The sequence below is a fragment of the Myroides sp. TSA_177.3 genome (assembly GCF_052691955.1).
Genome location: NZ_JBQZGD010000008.1, coordinates 42,535 through 58,371 on the forward strand (window position 1 = coordinate 42,535; position 15,837 = coordinate 58,371).

Annotated in this window: 10 protein-coding genes; 6 read left to right on the forward strand and 4 right to left on the reverse strand. The window is 33.7% G+C overall.

Annotation, left to right across the window (positions count from 1 at the left end; all coding sequences use genetic code 11):
• The first annotated feature begins 66 nt into the window (after nucleotides 1-66).
• From ACUTSE_RS09530 to trpB, 6 genes are all read left to right on the forward strand, one after another.
• Nucleotides 67-837 carry a LytR/AlgR family response regulator transcription factor gene (locus ACUTSE_RS09530; protein WP_259189617.1) on the forward strand — a complete coding sequence of 257 codons (771 nt, stop codon included), beginning with the start codon at nucleotides 67-69 and terminating at the stop codon, nucleotides 835-837.
• On the forward strand, nucleotides 834-3,797 hold the full coding sequence (locus ACUTSE_RS09535; RefSeq protein ID WP_445640052.1) for a sensor histidine kinase: 2,964 nt from the start codon (nucleotides 834-836) through the stop codon (nucleotides 3,795-3,797). Before ACUTSE_RS09530 ends, ACUTSE_RS09535 begins: the two co-directional genes overlap by 4 nt.
• A 126-nt stretch (nucleotides 3,798-3,923) precedes the next feature.
• Nucleotides 3,924-5,063 carry a metallophosphoesterase gene (locus ACUTSE_RS09540; RefSeq protein ID WP_445640053.1) on the forward strand — a complete coding sequence of 380 codons (1,140 nt, stop codon included), beginning with the start codon at nucleotides 3,924-3,926 and terminating at the stop codon, nucleotides 5,061-5,063.
• 63 nt (nucleotides 5,064-5,126) lie between these two features.
• A complete protein-coding gene (locus ACUTSE_RS09545; RefSeq protein WP_002990482.1) occupies nucleotides 5,127-6,986 on the forward strand; it encodes an ABC-F family ATP-binding cassette domain-containing protein in 1,860 nt (619 codons plus the stop codon).
• 287 nt (nucleotides 6,987-7,273) lie between these two features.
• On the forward strand, nucleotides 7,274-7,924 hold the full coding sequence (locus ACUTSE_RS09550) for a peptidoglycan-binding protein LysM (protein WP_172462214.1): 651 nt from the start codon (nucleotides 7,274-7,276) through the stop codon (nucleotides 7,922-7,924).
• Nucleotides 7,925-8,221: 297 nt separating this feature from the next.
• Entirely contained in the window at nucleotides 8,222-9,403 is a 1,182-nt protein-coding gene (gene trpB, locus ACUTSE_RS09555; protein WP_115092690.1) for a tryptophan synthase subunit beta, read from the forward strand.
• Nucleotides 9,404-9,464: 61 nt separating this feature from the next.
• Here trpB and ACUTSE_RS09560 read toward each other — a convergent pair whose 3' ends face one another.
• From ACUTSE_RS09560 to ACUTSE_RS09575, 4 genes are all read right to left on the reverse strand, one after another.
• Nucleotides 9,465-11,657 carry a peptidase domain-containing ABC transporter gene (locus ACUTSE_RS09560; RefSeq protein WP_445640054.1) on the reverse strand — a complete coding sequence of 731 codons (2,193 nt, stop codon included), beginning with the start codon at nucleotides 11,655-11,657 and terminating at the stop codon, nucleotides 9,465-9,467.
• A 1-nt stretch (nucleotide 11,658) separates the two neighbouring features.
• On the reverse strand, nucleotides 11,659-12,969 hold the full coding sequence (locus ACUTSE_RS09565; protein ID WP_445640055.1) for a radical SAM protein: 1,311 nt from the start codon (nucleotides 12,967-12,969) through the stop codon (nucleotides 11,659-11,661).
• A 50-nt stretch (nucleotides 12,970-13,019) separates the two neighbouring features.
• On the reverse strand, nucleotides 13,020-13,226 hold the full coding sequence (locus ACUTSE_RS09570) for a hypothetical protein (protein ID WP_445640056.1): 207 nt from the start codon (nucleotides 13,224-13,226) through the stop codon (nucleotides 13,020-13,022).
• A 90-nt stretch (nucleotides 13,227-13,316) separates the two neighbouring features.
• Entirely contained in the window at nucleotides 13,317-15,395 is a 2,079-nt protein-coding gene (locus tag ACUTSE_RS09575; protein WP_445640057.1) for a TonB-dependent receptor domain-containing protein, read from the reverse strand.
• Nucleotides 15,396-15,837: the final 442 nt, after the last annotated feature.

Genomic DNA, 15,837 nt, shown 5'->3' on the forward strand with positions numbered 1-15,837 from the left:
TATAATTTTTCTTCCGATGGAGATTTATTTTAGATATAATAGTATATTTGAAATCGCAGAATATCAATGAGATATTCTATTTATGTTACAACCTTACACACGAATACTATTATGAATGAGTTAGTCGTTCTAATTGTGGATGACGAAATGAAAGTTGCGGAAGTATTAAAACACCGATTGCTGAATAGCATTCAAATCCAACATAAAATGGTGTTTTATATGGCAAAATCAGTCGCAGAAGCAGTAAAAATGATTGAGCAATATGTGCCAGATTTGGTTTTTTTAGACATTCAAATGCCTAAAGAAAACGGGTTGGCTTTGTTTGACTACTTTAAAGAGCCACTTCCGTTTGAAGTGGTTATCACCACCGCTTATAGTCAGTATGCGCTAGAAGTTTTAAATGAATATACTTGTTTACATTATTTATTGAAACCGATAGCTGTTGAAAACTTACAAGCTGCTTACGATAAATTTGTTGAAAAGGAAAGCCAACAATCTTTTATCAAACTAATCAAAAACAATCAAAAGAGAGAAGTTGTTGCGATAGAAGATATTCTATATTGTAGAGCAGATGACAATTACTGTGAAATCTATTTACAAGATCAAAAGTATTTGATATCTAAAACGTTAGGAGCAGTTTCTTCAAAATTAAAGCACCCGCAATTTCATCGTGTAGGCCGATCATATGTCGTTAATTTTAAACGAGTTAAACACATAGAGATTGGTACAAATCGCGTTGTTTTTAAAGATAAGGTAATCATTAATGATCAGGAGATTAACCATGACATTGTCGTTTCAGCAACTAAAATGAAAGAATTTAGATTGCTTGAGTTATGAGAAGGTGGCTTGTGTTCTTGCTATTTGGAATTGCATTTCCTTTGCTTTACGCACAAACAACGGTTACCAAACGTTATACAACAGAAGATGGACTGATAGCCAATGACATTAGAGCGCTTTTATTAGACTCTAGGGGTGTCCTTTGGATTGGTTCAAGAGCGGGATTGAGCGTTCGTCAGCAAGGGCAAATTGCTATTGATGAGGAATCGCTTCAACATCGTTTTACTAATATTACAGCTATAGTTGAGGATAAGGATCAAGGAATCTGGATCGGAAGCTATGGACAGGGGATATTATATAAAGGCCAAAAACAGACGCTCTTGTTTAAGGAGCAATCGGGATTATTTGCTACGCGTATCAATACGCTATTTGTTGCTGCATCTAAATTGTATATTGGAACATCAGAAGGTATCACTACGCTTGATATTCAAACGTTGACTATCGACAAACAAGAACCCCAAAATACGCTTAAAACGCCCAGTCCTGTTTCTAGTTTTTACCAAATTGGTGAGTCAGTTTTTGCGACTACAATTAATCATGGCGTTTTTAGAGTTGAAGGAAGAACGCTCATTCCTATAGGGGAAGAAAAAGAAGTTGTTGCTTCTTTTTTCGATTCCAAACATCAAGCTCTATTCTTGGGGTTAAAGTTTGACTTGGAAATTCATTCCCTTCCATCCAATCAACCGATAGCGAAACACGGAATTAAAGGGACTCGTTTTTTTCAATCCGTAGAGAATCAGGTCTATTGGGTAGGAGCGGATATTTTAAATGAAGGTGGAGGAATTTACGCTTGGGATGGGCAGCAGATAGAAAAGCTCAATCAAAAATATGGAATACACAATGCAGAACTCTATAGTTTAGCTTATGATGCTAAACGCAAGTTTTTGTACGTTGGAAGTAAGAAACAAGGATTATTCCAAGTGGATTTGGCTTCCCCTTTGCGCTTTGACCCGCGTTTTGGACCAGTAGAAGCCATTGCATTATCGGGTGATACGGCTTATGTCTTTGGTACAAAGGGATTGTGCTTGGTGCGTAACAACCAAGTTATTCATACCCTTGATAAAGCTGCTTTTAAAGCCTATCACTTGGCTCATCATAAAAAGTTTGTCGGAGTGACGACTCGAGCCCATCATTTTTTTGAAATAGAACACCAAATTCCCTCCGAACAAATTCAGTTTTACAAAGCAGTCCAAGGGCTAAATGCTATTTGGGTCAGTACGAATATTGGTTTGTTTCAATTAAATTTTCAGGGAGAAATTGAAAGTTATGTAGGAGTACACACCTATCAGTTTGATTTTATTCAAAATCAATTGTTGGAAACGGATCCTTATGGAGGGGTGAGATTGTATCAAAATATAGCTGCTTTTCGCTATCAATTTCTAGATCGAGAGGATGGAAGTTATGTTCCTCGCGATATTGTAGGCATGCAGGCCATCGGAGATAAAATGTATTTGGCGGGAGCATTGGATGGTTTATATGTATATGAGAACAACCATTTTCGCTCTTTGTTAAGTGAGGGGGTGTTTTTAGAAAATCGACTGAAGCACCTTGAAAAAGGAGAAGGGAAAACGCTATATGTGGCAACTGATTTTGGGGATATCTACTGTTTAGATGTCAGTGGACAAGAACCTAAAATCATTCGAAAAATTCCACAACAAGCTATTTTAGGGCATGGTATAACCTTTTTACATTATAGGAATAATCAATTGCTCATCGGAACAAATAAAGGAGTGACAGTTTTGGATGAAGCGGGAACTTTCTTGTTTAATACAGAGCAAGGATTGGACAATTACAATGTAAAAAGCAGTGTCGTTTTAGGAAAGCAATTGATGTTAGGAACGGATGCTGGATTGTATACGCTAGATCTAGATTATTTTAAACCTCAAAAGGTTACTTATGATCTTGTGCTATCTTCAATTAAGGTAAACGGGACAAAATTAGATTTGAAAAAACTAGAAGAACAAGGAAATCGAGAGTTAGAATTACCCTATGATCAAAATTCTATTTTTGTCAACTTTGTTTTATTAGGTGCAAAATACCCAGAAAAATTAAAGTTTCAATATCGCGTCAAACCCACGGAAGAATGGTTGGATTTAGATCAACGGACGCTATCATTGAATTATTTAAATTCGGGAGAATATCCGATTGAAATTAGAATTTATGATTACGATAAAGGAGCAGAGCAAGTGAAAACACTGCTCCACGTAACTATCATGCCTCCTTTTTATTATAGTTGGTGGTTTTTTAGTTTACTCGTACTGGTGGGAATTGGAATTGTTGTACTTATCATACAGCGCATAGAACGTCAACAAGAAAGTAAAGACAAACAGTTGCGTTATGAGAAAAAAGTAGCGGAATTAAAGGTGCTTTCTGTGCGAAGTCAATTGAATACACATTTTATTTTTAATGTGCTCAGTTCGTTTCAATATTTTATCATTGCACATAAGGAAGAAGAAGCGTTGTATTATTTAGAGCGATTTGCTTCTTTAATTCGAAAAACACTAAACCTATCTATGGTTGAACAAGTGAGTATCAAAGAAGAACTCGATTATGTTCAAGGTTATTTTGAATTAGAGAATATGCGATTGGATGAACGCGTTCAGTTGCAAATCGAGATTGATGCACAATTGAATATACATCACATTATGATTCCTCCTTTATTGCTTCAACCTTTTATTGAAAACAGCTTGGTACATGCTTTTCCCGAAAGTATTGAAAACCCCAAGATTATAGTGAAAGTGTATCGACAACAACGCGATGTGATTTTGGAAGTCATCGACAATGGTATCGGAAAACAACAAGCCCCTGAACCTTTATCGAAACACGATTCAAAAGGACTGTTTTTAGTCAAAGAGCGAATGAAGATGATTCAAGATTACTTAGAGGAGCATATTAGCATACAATCTACGACAGCAGGAACACAGGTTCGTTTGGTCTTAAAGGACACTTTAAGTGAATAAATCGAAGAAAATCACGCCAATTATTTGTTAATAAAACCAAGGAATGACAGAAAGGATTGTATTATTGTGATAAGGCAGTTGAAAATCCTAAAAGAAAGAGTGTACTGCTGATTTAATTCTTGTTTTATGAAAGGAAGATTGTTGTTTGTCGGAATTTTTATTGCGTATTTTTTAGCGAATATTTACTTGGGATTCCGCGTATACCCTTTATTTGATACAACCCCTTGGGGCATTCAAGTACTATATGGAGTAGTGGTTGCTTTTTTGGTGATATCGCCTATTTTATTTTTTACCTTTAGAAAGCGCGTTAGTGTACCCAAAGCAGCTATCTTATATAAGGTAGGAACGGGATGGTTGATGCTAATCACCTATACTTTTCTGTTGGCGTTATTATCGGATTTACTTTTACTTGTGATGGGCGACTCTATCGGGAAATCAACCCAATCATTGATTCGATTGGATCAATTGCAAGCGTGGTTTATCGTATTAGGGACTATAGGAATTGCTTGGATAGGGAATATCAATTATTATCGAAAGAAAGTTGTTCAACTCGATTTAGAAACTGAAAAACCATTGTATCAGCCGCTAAAGATAGTAGTCTTGAGCGACCTGCATTTAGGACATGCCATTAGCAGAAAAGAATTAAAACGTTGGGTAGCCTTTATTAATGAACAAGAAGCAGATCTTGTTTTATTCGCTGGGGATATTATTGATAATAGCTTACTGCCTTTGACATACTATAAATTAGATGAACTTTTAAGTGAAATAAAAAGTAAACACGGCGTTTATGCGTGTTTAGGGAATCACGAGTATCTCGCCAATGTCGAAATGAGTTTGGCTTTTTTAGCGAAAGCGAATATTACTGTCTTGAGAGATGAGGTAATTAACCTCATCGGTGGACAACTGCAACTGATAGGAAGAGATGATAAATCTAATCCGCATCGCAAGCCTTTAGCTGAATTGGTTCAACCTGATCCGACGAAAATACAACTTGTTTTAGACCATCAGCCTTATGCATTGGAGGCAGCTGAGAAACAGCAAATGGATTTTCAATTTTCAGGACATACGCATCGCGGACAAGTTTGGCCTTTTTCTTGGATTACGGATTATTTGTTTGAACAATCGCATGGATATGTAAAGAAGGGAAATACACAATATTACATTAGCTCTGGATTGGGGATTTGGGGCGGAAGATACCGCATTGGAACACAATCAGAATACGTAGTTGTTACGTTAAAAACGAAAGATAAAAAAGAGAAAGTGTAAGGGAAAAAACACAAACTTTTTTAATGGAGAATAAAAGGTTATTTTTGTCAAAATTTAGTTGAAGTGAATTATTTATCAGTAGAAAATATATCGAAATCTTTTGGGGCGCATAACTTGTTTGAAAATGTGTCATTTGGTATCAATAAAGATCAAAAGATTGCTTTTGTCGCAAAAAATGGATCGGGAAAATCGACTATTTTAAAAATAATAACAGGATTGGATGATCCTGATAGCGGACAAGTAGTTATTCGCAAGGGAATTCGCATGGAATTTCTATCGCAAGAACCTAATTTACAAGATGAACTGACCATCGAAGAAAGTATCTTCGCTTCAGATAGTGATATTCTTAAAGTAATCGAAGCCTATGAAAAAGCATTGGAAAATCCGGAGGATGAGGATGCTTATCAAAAAGCTTTTGAGCAAATGGAAATTCACAATGCTTGGGATTTTGAAACACAATACAAGCAGATTTTAACGAAACTAAAGTTAGACGATTTAAAGTTAAAAGTAAAAACGCTTTCTGGAGGACAGAAAAAGCGTTTGGCTTTGGCTATTATCTTAATCAATAAACCTGATTTGTTGATATTGGATGAGCCTACCAACCACTTAGATCTAGAGATGATCGAATGGCTGGAGAACTATTTCGCTAAAGAAAATATCACGTTGTTTATGGTTACTCACGACCGCTTTTTCTTGGAGCGTGTGTGTAATGAAATTATCGAATTAGATAACGGATTAATTTACCAATACAAAGGAAACTATTCATACTATTTAGAAAAGAAAGAGGAGCGAATAGCAGCAGAAAATGCAAGTATTGACAAAGCTCAAAACCTTTTTGTCAAAGAATTATCTTGGATGAGAAGACAGCCAAAAGCGCGTACAACAAAATCAAAATCGCGTATTGATGACTTCTATGTAATCAAAGAAAAGGCGAGCAGCAGAAGAAAAGAGCACCAAGTAGAGCTGGAAATTAACATGGAGCGCATGGGAAGTAAGGTTGTAGAATTACACAAGTTGAACAAGTCATTCAATGGAAAAGTAATTTTACAAGACTTCAGCTATATGTTTAACCGAGGAGAACGCATCGGAATCATCGGAAAGAATGGATCTGGAAAATCAACCTTCTTGAATATCCTGACGCAAACGATGAAACCCGATACTGGAAAAGTTGTGATTGGGGAAACAATTAAGATCGGTTACTATACACAAGGTGGAATTTCGATTAAGCCTGAACAGAAAGTAATTGATGTTATCAAAGAGTTTGGTGAGTACATCCCATTAGCGAAAGGGCGTTCTATCTCAGCAGGACAGCTTTTAGAGCGTTTTCTATTTGATCGCAAGAAACAGCACGATTTTGTTGAAAAATTGAGTGGAGGGGAGCTAAAACGCTTGTACTTGTGTACTGTTTTAATTCAAAACCCGAATTTCTTGATTCTGGATGAGCCGACGAACGATTTGGATATCGTAACGTTGAACGTATTAGAAAGCTTCTTATTGGACTATCCTGGCTGTTTGGTAGTGGTTTCTCACGACCGTTATTTCATGGATAAGATTGTCGATCATTTATTTGTCTTTAGAGGAGAAGGAGAAATTGAAGATTTCCCAGGAAACTATTCTGATTTCAGAACGTATGAAGACAGTATTGAGCCTGTGAAAGAGGAAGCGCCAAAAGAAAAAGTAAATTGGAAGGAAAATCAAGTACAAAATGGATTGACGTTTCAAGAACAAAAGGAGCTTCAAAAAATTGAGCGCGAAATGACAAAATTGGAAGAGCAAAAACAAGAAATTGAAAAAGAATTTGCGGACGGAAAAGTACAAGAAAATCAAATTGACGAAAAAGCAAATGCGCTGAAAAAAATAATAAAAGAACTCGAAGAAAAAGAAGAAAGATGGTTTGAATTATCAGCCAAAAAAGGGGAGTAATTTCGAGGGCAAAAAAAGTAGAAAAGAGGGTGGAAAAACAGTTTCGCTCTCTTTTTTTTTATTTTTAAATCGGAATAAAGCTATAAAATATAGTGAAAAATTAAGATTTTTACAAGATTTAAAATGTTAAAGTTTTTCGATGTATCTCTTTGCTAATCAGGGTTTGTGTGTAAAGGATAGGTTAAGGGAATGTAATTTAACGATTAAAAAATAGGCAGATTTAAAAAAGAAGGTAACTTTGCGGAGTGAAATTTCAAGTGGTGACAGGGCTTGAGAAATTAATTTTAATGAGGAAAAAATGTTCTTTTTTTATTGGCTTATTACTGCTATTAGGTGGAGTTTTTTCGGGTTTCAAAAAGTATGAAGTCATACTTCTAGAACAGTATAAAATTGTCCCTACAGAAGAGCTGTCTTACCATCTTCCTGAGGAAAAAATTGTGGAAGAAAAGAAGGCAGACGAGGCTGCAGTAATACCATTTACAGGGAAAACCTATATTGGGTTTAAACAAGCCTTAGGTGCAAGAGAATCTAATGGTTTGTATCGAATTGTTAACTCTTTTGGGTACATCGGAAAATACCAATTTGGAAGGTTAGCTCTAAGATCAATAGGAATTTTTGATTCTGAAGAGTTTTTGAATGATCCGCAATTACAGGAAAAAGCATTTGATGCGCTGGTTGCAAAAAACAAATGGATTCTTAGAAACGAGATTAAAGCGTTCGAAGGACGAAGAATCGACGGGATCAGAATCACAGAGTCGGGGATATTAGCCGCTGCTCACTTAGGTGGAGCAGGATCTGTGAGAAAATATTTAAGAAGTAATGGAGCTAATTCATTTAGCGATGGATACGGAACTTCAATCAAGACCTACTTGAAAAAATTTAGTGGGTATGATGTTTCAGAGATTGATCCAGAACGAGATGCATTAGTAATGCTGTAAACGTATAAAAGGTGGTCTGTTTGACAGATCACCTTTTTTTTATTTGGTAGTGAAAAAATAATTTCTACCTTTACACCTTCAAAACAAAGAAAAATGAATTTCAAACATACAAACAATTGGTGGTGGAGCAACTTACGTCAAGACGTCGTGAGCTGTCCTGCTATTGGTATGTATGAAGAAAAAATATAACGGAACGAGTATATATTATTCCTACACCTCTAAGGGCTTGTCATCACGACAAGCCCTTTTTTTGTGCCCAAAAATTTCAAATAAAACAATATAATAAAACAAACGAATATGAAGTATCAAGTGAATCAAGCCGGATTTTATGGCGATTTTGGAGGAGCCTTTATTCCTCCAACTTTACAACCCATCGTTGCAGAATTGCAAGCCATGTATATCGAAATAATGGAGGAACCAACCTTTCAGGCAGAATACCAAAAGCTATTAGCCGATTATGTAGGTCGACCTACGCCTTTGTACTTCGCAGAAAGACTTTCAGCGCTATACAATACGAAAGTGTATTTAAAACGCGAGGATTTATGCCATACAGGAGCGCATAAGATTAATAATACAATTGGTCAGGTATTATTGGCTAAACGCTTAGGAAAGAAGAAAATCATCGCTGAAACAGGAGCAGGACAACATGGAGTAGCAACGGCAACCGTATGTGCACTAGCAGGATTAGAATGTGTGGTTTTTATGGGAGCAACAGACATTGAACGTCAAGCACCCAATGTTGCGCGTATGAAGATGCTAGGCGCTGAGGTTCGTGCAGCAAAAACAGGAACACAGACGTTAAAAGAGGCAGTAGATGAAGCCTTGCTTTACTGGATAGAAAATCCAACAGATACCTATTATTTAATCGGTTCTGTGGTAGGTCCACACCCGTATCCTGATATGGTCGGGCGTTTTCAATCGGTCATCTCCAAAGAGATCAAACAACAATTGCTAGAGAAAGAAGGCGTAGATAAACCGAACTATGTGATCGCAAGTGTAGGTGGAGGAAGTAATGCTACGGGAGCTTTTTATGAATTCTTGGAAGAAGAAAGCGTGAAGCTTATTGTTGCAGAAGGCGGTGGTTTTGGTGTAGATACGAATCAAACGGCTGCTACTTCTTTTATTGGTAAACCTGGAGTGTTACACGGAAGCAAAACCTTATTCATGCAAGATGAAACAGGAGAGCCGCTAGAAGCGTATTCTATATCTGCTGGATTAGATTATCCTGGTTTTGGCCCTTTATTCGCCTTAATGAAACAAGAAGATCGAGCAGAGTTTTTCGCTATTAAAGATGCGGAAGCTATGGAAGCAGGGTTAGCCCTGTGTAAGTTAGAAGGGATTATTCCCGCAATAGAGAGTTCACATGCACTAGCTGCTTTACAACATAAAACGTTTTTGCCAACTGATATTGTAGTCGTAAACCTTTCCGGTAGGGGGGATAAGGATTTACAAAACTATACCAACTACTTTCAGTTGTAGTTTTTTCAGGAAAAAGCCCACGTAGGAGTGGGCTTTTTTTATGTAAAAAAACAATACTTATTTATTCACCTAGTTCTAATTGATTTTTGATTAGCCGGTAGTAATGTTTTTTGGTTTTTATTAATTGATTGTGAGATCCTTGTTCAACAATCACTCCTTCTTTCAGAACAATAATTTGAGTTGCATTTTTTACAGTTGAAAGGCGATGAGCAACGATAATAACTGTCTTATTTGTAAAAAAAGATTGTAAGTTATTATAAATTTTTTTTTCATTTTCTGCATCTAATGCTGATGTAGCTTCATCCAGAAAAATAAAATCAGGATTTTTATAAACAGCCCTAGCAATTAGTAATCGTTGCTTTTGTCCTCCACTGAGTTGAATCCCAATATTTCCTATTTTAGTATTATAACCCATCGGTAAGGTTTCAATAAATGAGCTAATGCATGCGATCTTAACTGCTTGATCTAATTTATTATAATCAATTTTTTCATCAGAGAAAACAATGTTTTCTAAAATAGTTCCACTAAAAATATGTCCATCTTGTAGAACTGTACCACATCTTTTGCGCCATTCGTTGGAATAAATATCTTTGAAATTTTGTTTATCTATTCTTATTTCACCATGCGATGGTTGATAGTATAGCAAGAGCAATTTAATTAATGTAGTTTTTCCACTTCCGCTTGATCCTACTATAGCTGTAACAGAATTTCTAGGAATATTAAATGTAAGATTTGATAAAACAAAAGGGTTGTAATTACCAGGATATTTGAAGGAAATGTTATCTATAGAGATGTTTTTAACTGTATTAGATTTAATAGGTTGGGTTTTTGAAAAATCTTCGTTTTGTATTTTATATATTTCTCCAATTCTTCTATTAGCGATTTTGGTATCTTGAATTTCTTTTACAAAGTCTATTAAGTTTTGAATGGGCCCCGTCAACTGACCTATAACATAGGATATACTCAACATGGTGCCGATTGTCATTTTATTGTCTATAATCAGTAAAGCGCAAATTCCTATAGAAATAATTTCTTTTAGTTTAGAAATAAAATTGACGCCTACTAATTGATACATGTTTAGAAATAGAGATTGTAATTGAATCGTGTTTATTTTTCTATTAATATTTAAAATTTTATTTATTATGAAAGATTGAGCATCATTAATTTTAATTTCTGCCATATTCATAATAAATTCATAGATGTAATTATTGTTTTCAGATTGACTTAAAAATTGCGCATAGTCATTAGTAGCTCTTTTTTTTAGAAAAAACAAGATCCAAATAGTTGATAGAATTGAGAGTAAAAGATATAGCAGAAAGATGTAATTATTAAAATAAAAAAGAATGCTACCGAATATAAATAGATTCAATACATTTAGTAAAAATTCTATTCCTTTCCAAGTAAGAAAATTTTGAATTTTGTATTGATCATTAAGGCGTTGTAATGTTTCTGTATTGAGATGGGTGTCAAAATAACTTATAGGAAGCTGTATTAATTTATTTAATAACTTATTTTTTAGCGTTATACTTAAATTGAAATTAACCTTTGTTAAGATTTTTTGGCTGATAAAATTGGAACAAAAATTGGAACAAAAAAGTATTAATTGAGATATAAGGAGTATATAAACAAGATTAATATTCTTTTTCTGAACTCCTAAATCAATTGTTTTCTGAAATATCAATGGAACAAACCAATTGGTAGATAGCCCCACTAATATTAATAAAAAAGAAAAGAAATACTTATTTCGATGTATTTGACTGTATTTTAATACGTCATTAAAAAAATTAGAGTTTAAAGAATTCGATCTTTTTGTTGTATCTATTTTAGTGTTCTCATACTGTTCGTTTGGTTTAGGAAATAAAATAATCCCCTTACTATTATCCCCTTTCCATTCTTTAGTAAAATCTTCTTCATTTAATGAAATTCGACCATAAGCAGGATCTGCTAAATAAAATAATCTCTTTTCCCTTTTTATAATAATTTTTTCTAGGATAACGAAATGATCTTGACGCCAATATAAAATTAAAGGAAGAGGTATGTCATTTAGATCCTCATTTGATAGCTTTAATGCTTTGAGATCAAGGTTCACTTTTTTAGAAGCATCTATAAGATCTTGTATAGTAACACCTATGCGAGTAAATTCAAAAAGATTTTTTATCTCAACAAATGAATATTTTTTCCCAAAAAAGCTTGTAATCATTGCTAAACATGCGGCAGCGCAATCAGAACTTTGGAGTTGATGGTGAAATTTCATCCTACTCTTTGGTATATGGAAAAAGAATTTCATCTATTTTTTTAATTATAATTTCATTTTTTTCGAGACTATTATTATAAATACAATAACTCGTATTTTCATTTTCTAAGGCTTGTTGTGAACAGCCTCCATTACATAATGGGAGGATACTACAATCTAAACAAGGTGAGTTTTTAAATTTAGATGACATTCGTTTGTCTAGAGAACTGTGTTCCCAAATTACTACACCTAAATTGTTAAGATATCCTTCTCTATTTCTTGTTTCAAAGTCTCTAGCTGTACATTTAAAGACATCTCCATTATAGTTAATTACACAACTATTTTTTTTATCTGCATAACATGAGTTAATTACATTATTTGGTAAATTATTTAGTACAATAAAGCCTCTGCTTCTGAGTTTTTCTATGTTTTCACTTACATAGAGGTGTATATTATCGGCTTTGCAATTTTGCCATACTCTGTGAAAATCAAATGCAAAGGAAGACTTCTTTGTTTGGATATTAATGGACTGAAAATCATTTGAAATTTTGAAACAATCATGGATGTTTTCGTCTGTGTAATTTATTCGAGCTGTAACATGGAAATTATCAAATTGAAGAAGTTTATTTATGTTAGTAACAATAGTATCATAACTACCTTTTTTCATGTTTAGAAATCTAACTTTATCATGTTGTTCCTTGTATCCGTCAAAAGTTATCTGTAGTGAAATAGTTAGGTTATTATTAATAAAATAATTTATAAAATCATCATTAATTAAAAGTCCATTTGTTGTAAATGATAAATTTAAAGAGGTTTGATATTTGTCGCATTCTTTCAAACTATGATCGATTAATGGCTTACACACTTCTTTAAAACATAGCAGTGGTTCGCCTCCAAAAAAAGAAAGATTAAAAGTTTTGGTTTTCTGTTCCTTTACTGTTTTTGAAATAAATAGTAAAAGAGAATCAAAAACAGTCTTTTTAAGTCTAGAACTTTTTACATGTGTTTCATAACAATACCAACATTTGAAATTACAATTCATAGTTGGATTAATGGTTAAATGGTAAATGGAATCATTAAAGTCAACCTTTCGAGCAAATTTTTTGACTTGATTCAGTTCATTAATTTTGGAATGTATAAGAAATTTTTCTTTTACAAGTGTTTCGAAAAAACTAGGATGTATAAATTGTAATTTGTCTATTCCTTCCGTAATTACAGTTCTTAATATGGTAGATAGTTCATTATCTATTAAAATCACTTTATCTGTTAATGAATTATATAAAGCATGTTTCTGGCCATATTTTACTATATTATTATATTGACTAAATTTCATAATTAGTATTTATTTTGAAGGAGGGAATTTCTCCCTCCTTATTTAATTGATTATTTAACTCCACATCCTACAATACAATTGCCAGTATTACAGGTGTTTGAGGTACTACAATCGCCAATGTTGGCTTTTATAATTTCATCTAATTTTCCGTTACCTCCCATATAGGCAGTAGAAAATCCACCTTTTAATTCATTTCCTATTGTTTGCAAGGATTCGAATTTTGTTACATCAAATGTTTTTTTGTTTTTTTTCATCATAATTTTGTTTTTAAAGAGTTAGAAATTATTTATACTATATTTTCCCTATTTGTTTGCATTGTACACTACAAATAAAAAGGAACAAATTTTTTAAAATGTTGCTGCTGGATCCGTATGATTGTGAAGTGTTCTGTTTATTTCATTCTTTTTTCCGCTAAAAAAGTTGTAACTAATACCTATAATGAGCATGGATTTGTTGTTGTATATATTCGTTAAGCTATTATACTTAACTAAGCTATCAGAAAGACTTTTTGTTTTGTATTGAGCCGACATTCCAATCCAGTATAGTCCCGAAGTAAATGTCCAATTTTTATGTTTGTAACTGACAAATAGATGATTAGCATTTTCATTTGTAGTTAGAAAACTACCATCTCGTGTATAAAAGGGGATATTAAACTGATATTGAATACTAAAGGCTCTATACACAGAGGTCAAACTAAAATAGTTAGAGATGAAATAGTTTTGTATCGAACTACCTTCCATCTTTTTTAATTTCTCCGAAGCAGGTTTAATTATGGCTTGTATCGTCAATAAATTAGTACCAAAAGGTTGGTAAGAACCAGAAAGCTGAATGCCGTAGGATTGCGTGTTTTTAGCATTTTCATAGATTAAGGCATATCGATCTTTTGTATCTAATGCGAAATATTGATAGATCGCATGGTTTGTGTACCAATAGAACAAATTAAGGTTTAGATCAAAATGGGTATTGGTGTAAGAATAAATAAAATTATTTCCCCATTGTTTCTTGGTTTTTAGAAAAGGATTTCCTTTTTGCACAATATTTGGAGCGACCTGAATAATATTACTGCTTAGTTCTTCGCTGCTTGGGCTATTTGAATTAAGTGTACTCGTAAAACGCAATTGATGCTTATTTGTTACAGGATAATTAATGATAAGTTTGGGCGTAAACGTCCAGCTATTATGCGTATTGTATTTGCTTTTATTGTGAATATGAGTTAAACCAAGTCCAATACTATAATTTAGCGAATGAATGGTTCCTGTGTATTCTGAATATAGGTATTGTTCGAAGTAGTTTACACGGTATGTAGATATACCATCTAGATTGTGTAAATCATTGGATATTTGATGGTTATTAAGGGTGTACCCTGATGAAAGTTTCCCTATTTCAAATTTGTGTATATAGGCTATTTCTCCAACTAGGCTTGTTTGCTCAGCTTTGAGATTCATCTGGTTATCAAAGATAGGAGTTTCCGTTACAACTTGCCATTCCTGAGCTACTTCCGAAGTATCAGTTGTAAAGTGAGAACCCACAAAGTTGACACTCAATTCATCTTGTTCCGTTATTTTAGTAGAAAAATAAAGGTCTAAAATAGGTTGTATGTAATTCGTTTTTTTTGATGTAAAGGTGTTGTGTACGCTTGGTGTAGTATTGGTATGAAAAGTATTTAGTCCAGTACCTGTTAAAAAACTATGAAGTATATTGCCCTTTAATTGCATTTGAAAAACAGTTTTGTTGGGTTGAGAAAAGGTGTATTTTAGGGCTATATTTTGACTCGTAAAACCAAAATGATCTTTTCGAGTTTCGTTACTTTTGTAATGCGTATTATTTAGCCTATAATCATAATGACGTTGAACTAATCGGTTGTTATAATCTCGGTTATAGAGTTGGTAGTCCAAAAGGAATTCATGTTTGTGGTTTGTAAAACTTAAATAACTAGAACCATTGACAAAACCAGTGGTCAAAGCAGAGGTTAAATCGGTGCCATACGTATATCCTATTTCTGGGTTTTTAGTAACTATGTTTACAACAATATCCGTGCGTTTCTCAAATCGAAGCGGGGGGATATCAAAATATTCAACGCGTAAAACATTCGTTGGTCTGATGCTTTTAATTTGGTTATCAGTCGCTTCAATACCATTGATTAAGAATAGGATTCGCTGTCCTTTTATACTAGCAAGCGTATTCGAAATAGGATCCAACTTTATTTCAGGAAGTGTAAGAAGTAAATCTTTTGCGTAGCGCGCTTTTTCAGTTGCTTCTTGGTTAAAAGTATAAGTTGAATGATCCGTAAATTGTTTTTTGTGTTGATAGTTTATTTTAATTTCTTTAATCTCACTTGTTATCGCAATAGAGTCTTGTGCTGTAGTGTTTTGACTACATAGTAGTAGATAAATAAAAAGTAAGGAGAGAAATTGAGGGTATTTCATGTTTATAGATATTAATAAGATAATATTCATTTGTTTGGGAGAGGGATTAAAGAAGTAATGAATTAACCAGTTTCATCCGTTAATACACCAGCTATTATTTTGTTATTCACGTGGTCAGTGACATTGACAAATGAAAGAGATCCTTTTTTCGCGTCTTTAACTACCCCAGTATACCTTGGACAATACCCAAATAAAGGAGTGAAAAAGAAAGAGAGAAAAATAGGGCTATGTTTCTTATAATCTCAATTATTTGCTTTTATATATAGTTCGAAATTATTGATTCATTTTTCAAGTTGTATTACCCCATCGGGTAGATTTGCAAGAGATACTATAAAACTACCTTTTAGGGTAGAGCCTTGATAGACAGGAGTAAATAGGGGGAAAGTGCGTTTTTTGGAGGTTTTTTTAACTGTAGTAAAAAAAACAATTATACTATTCAAAA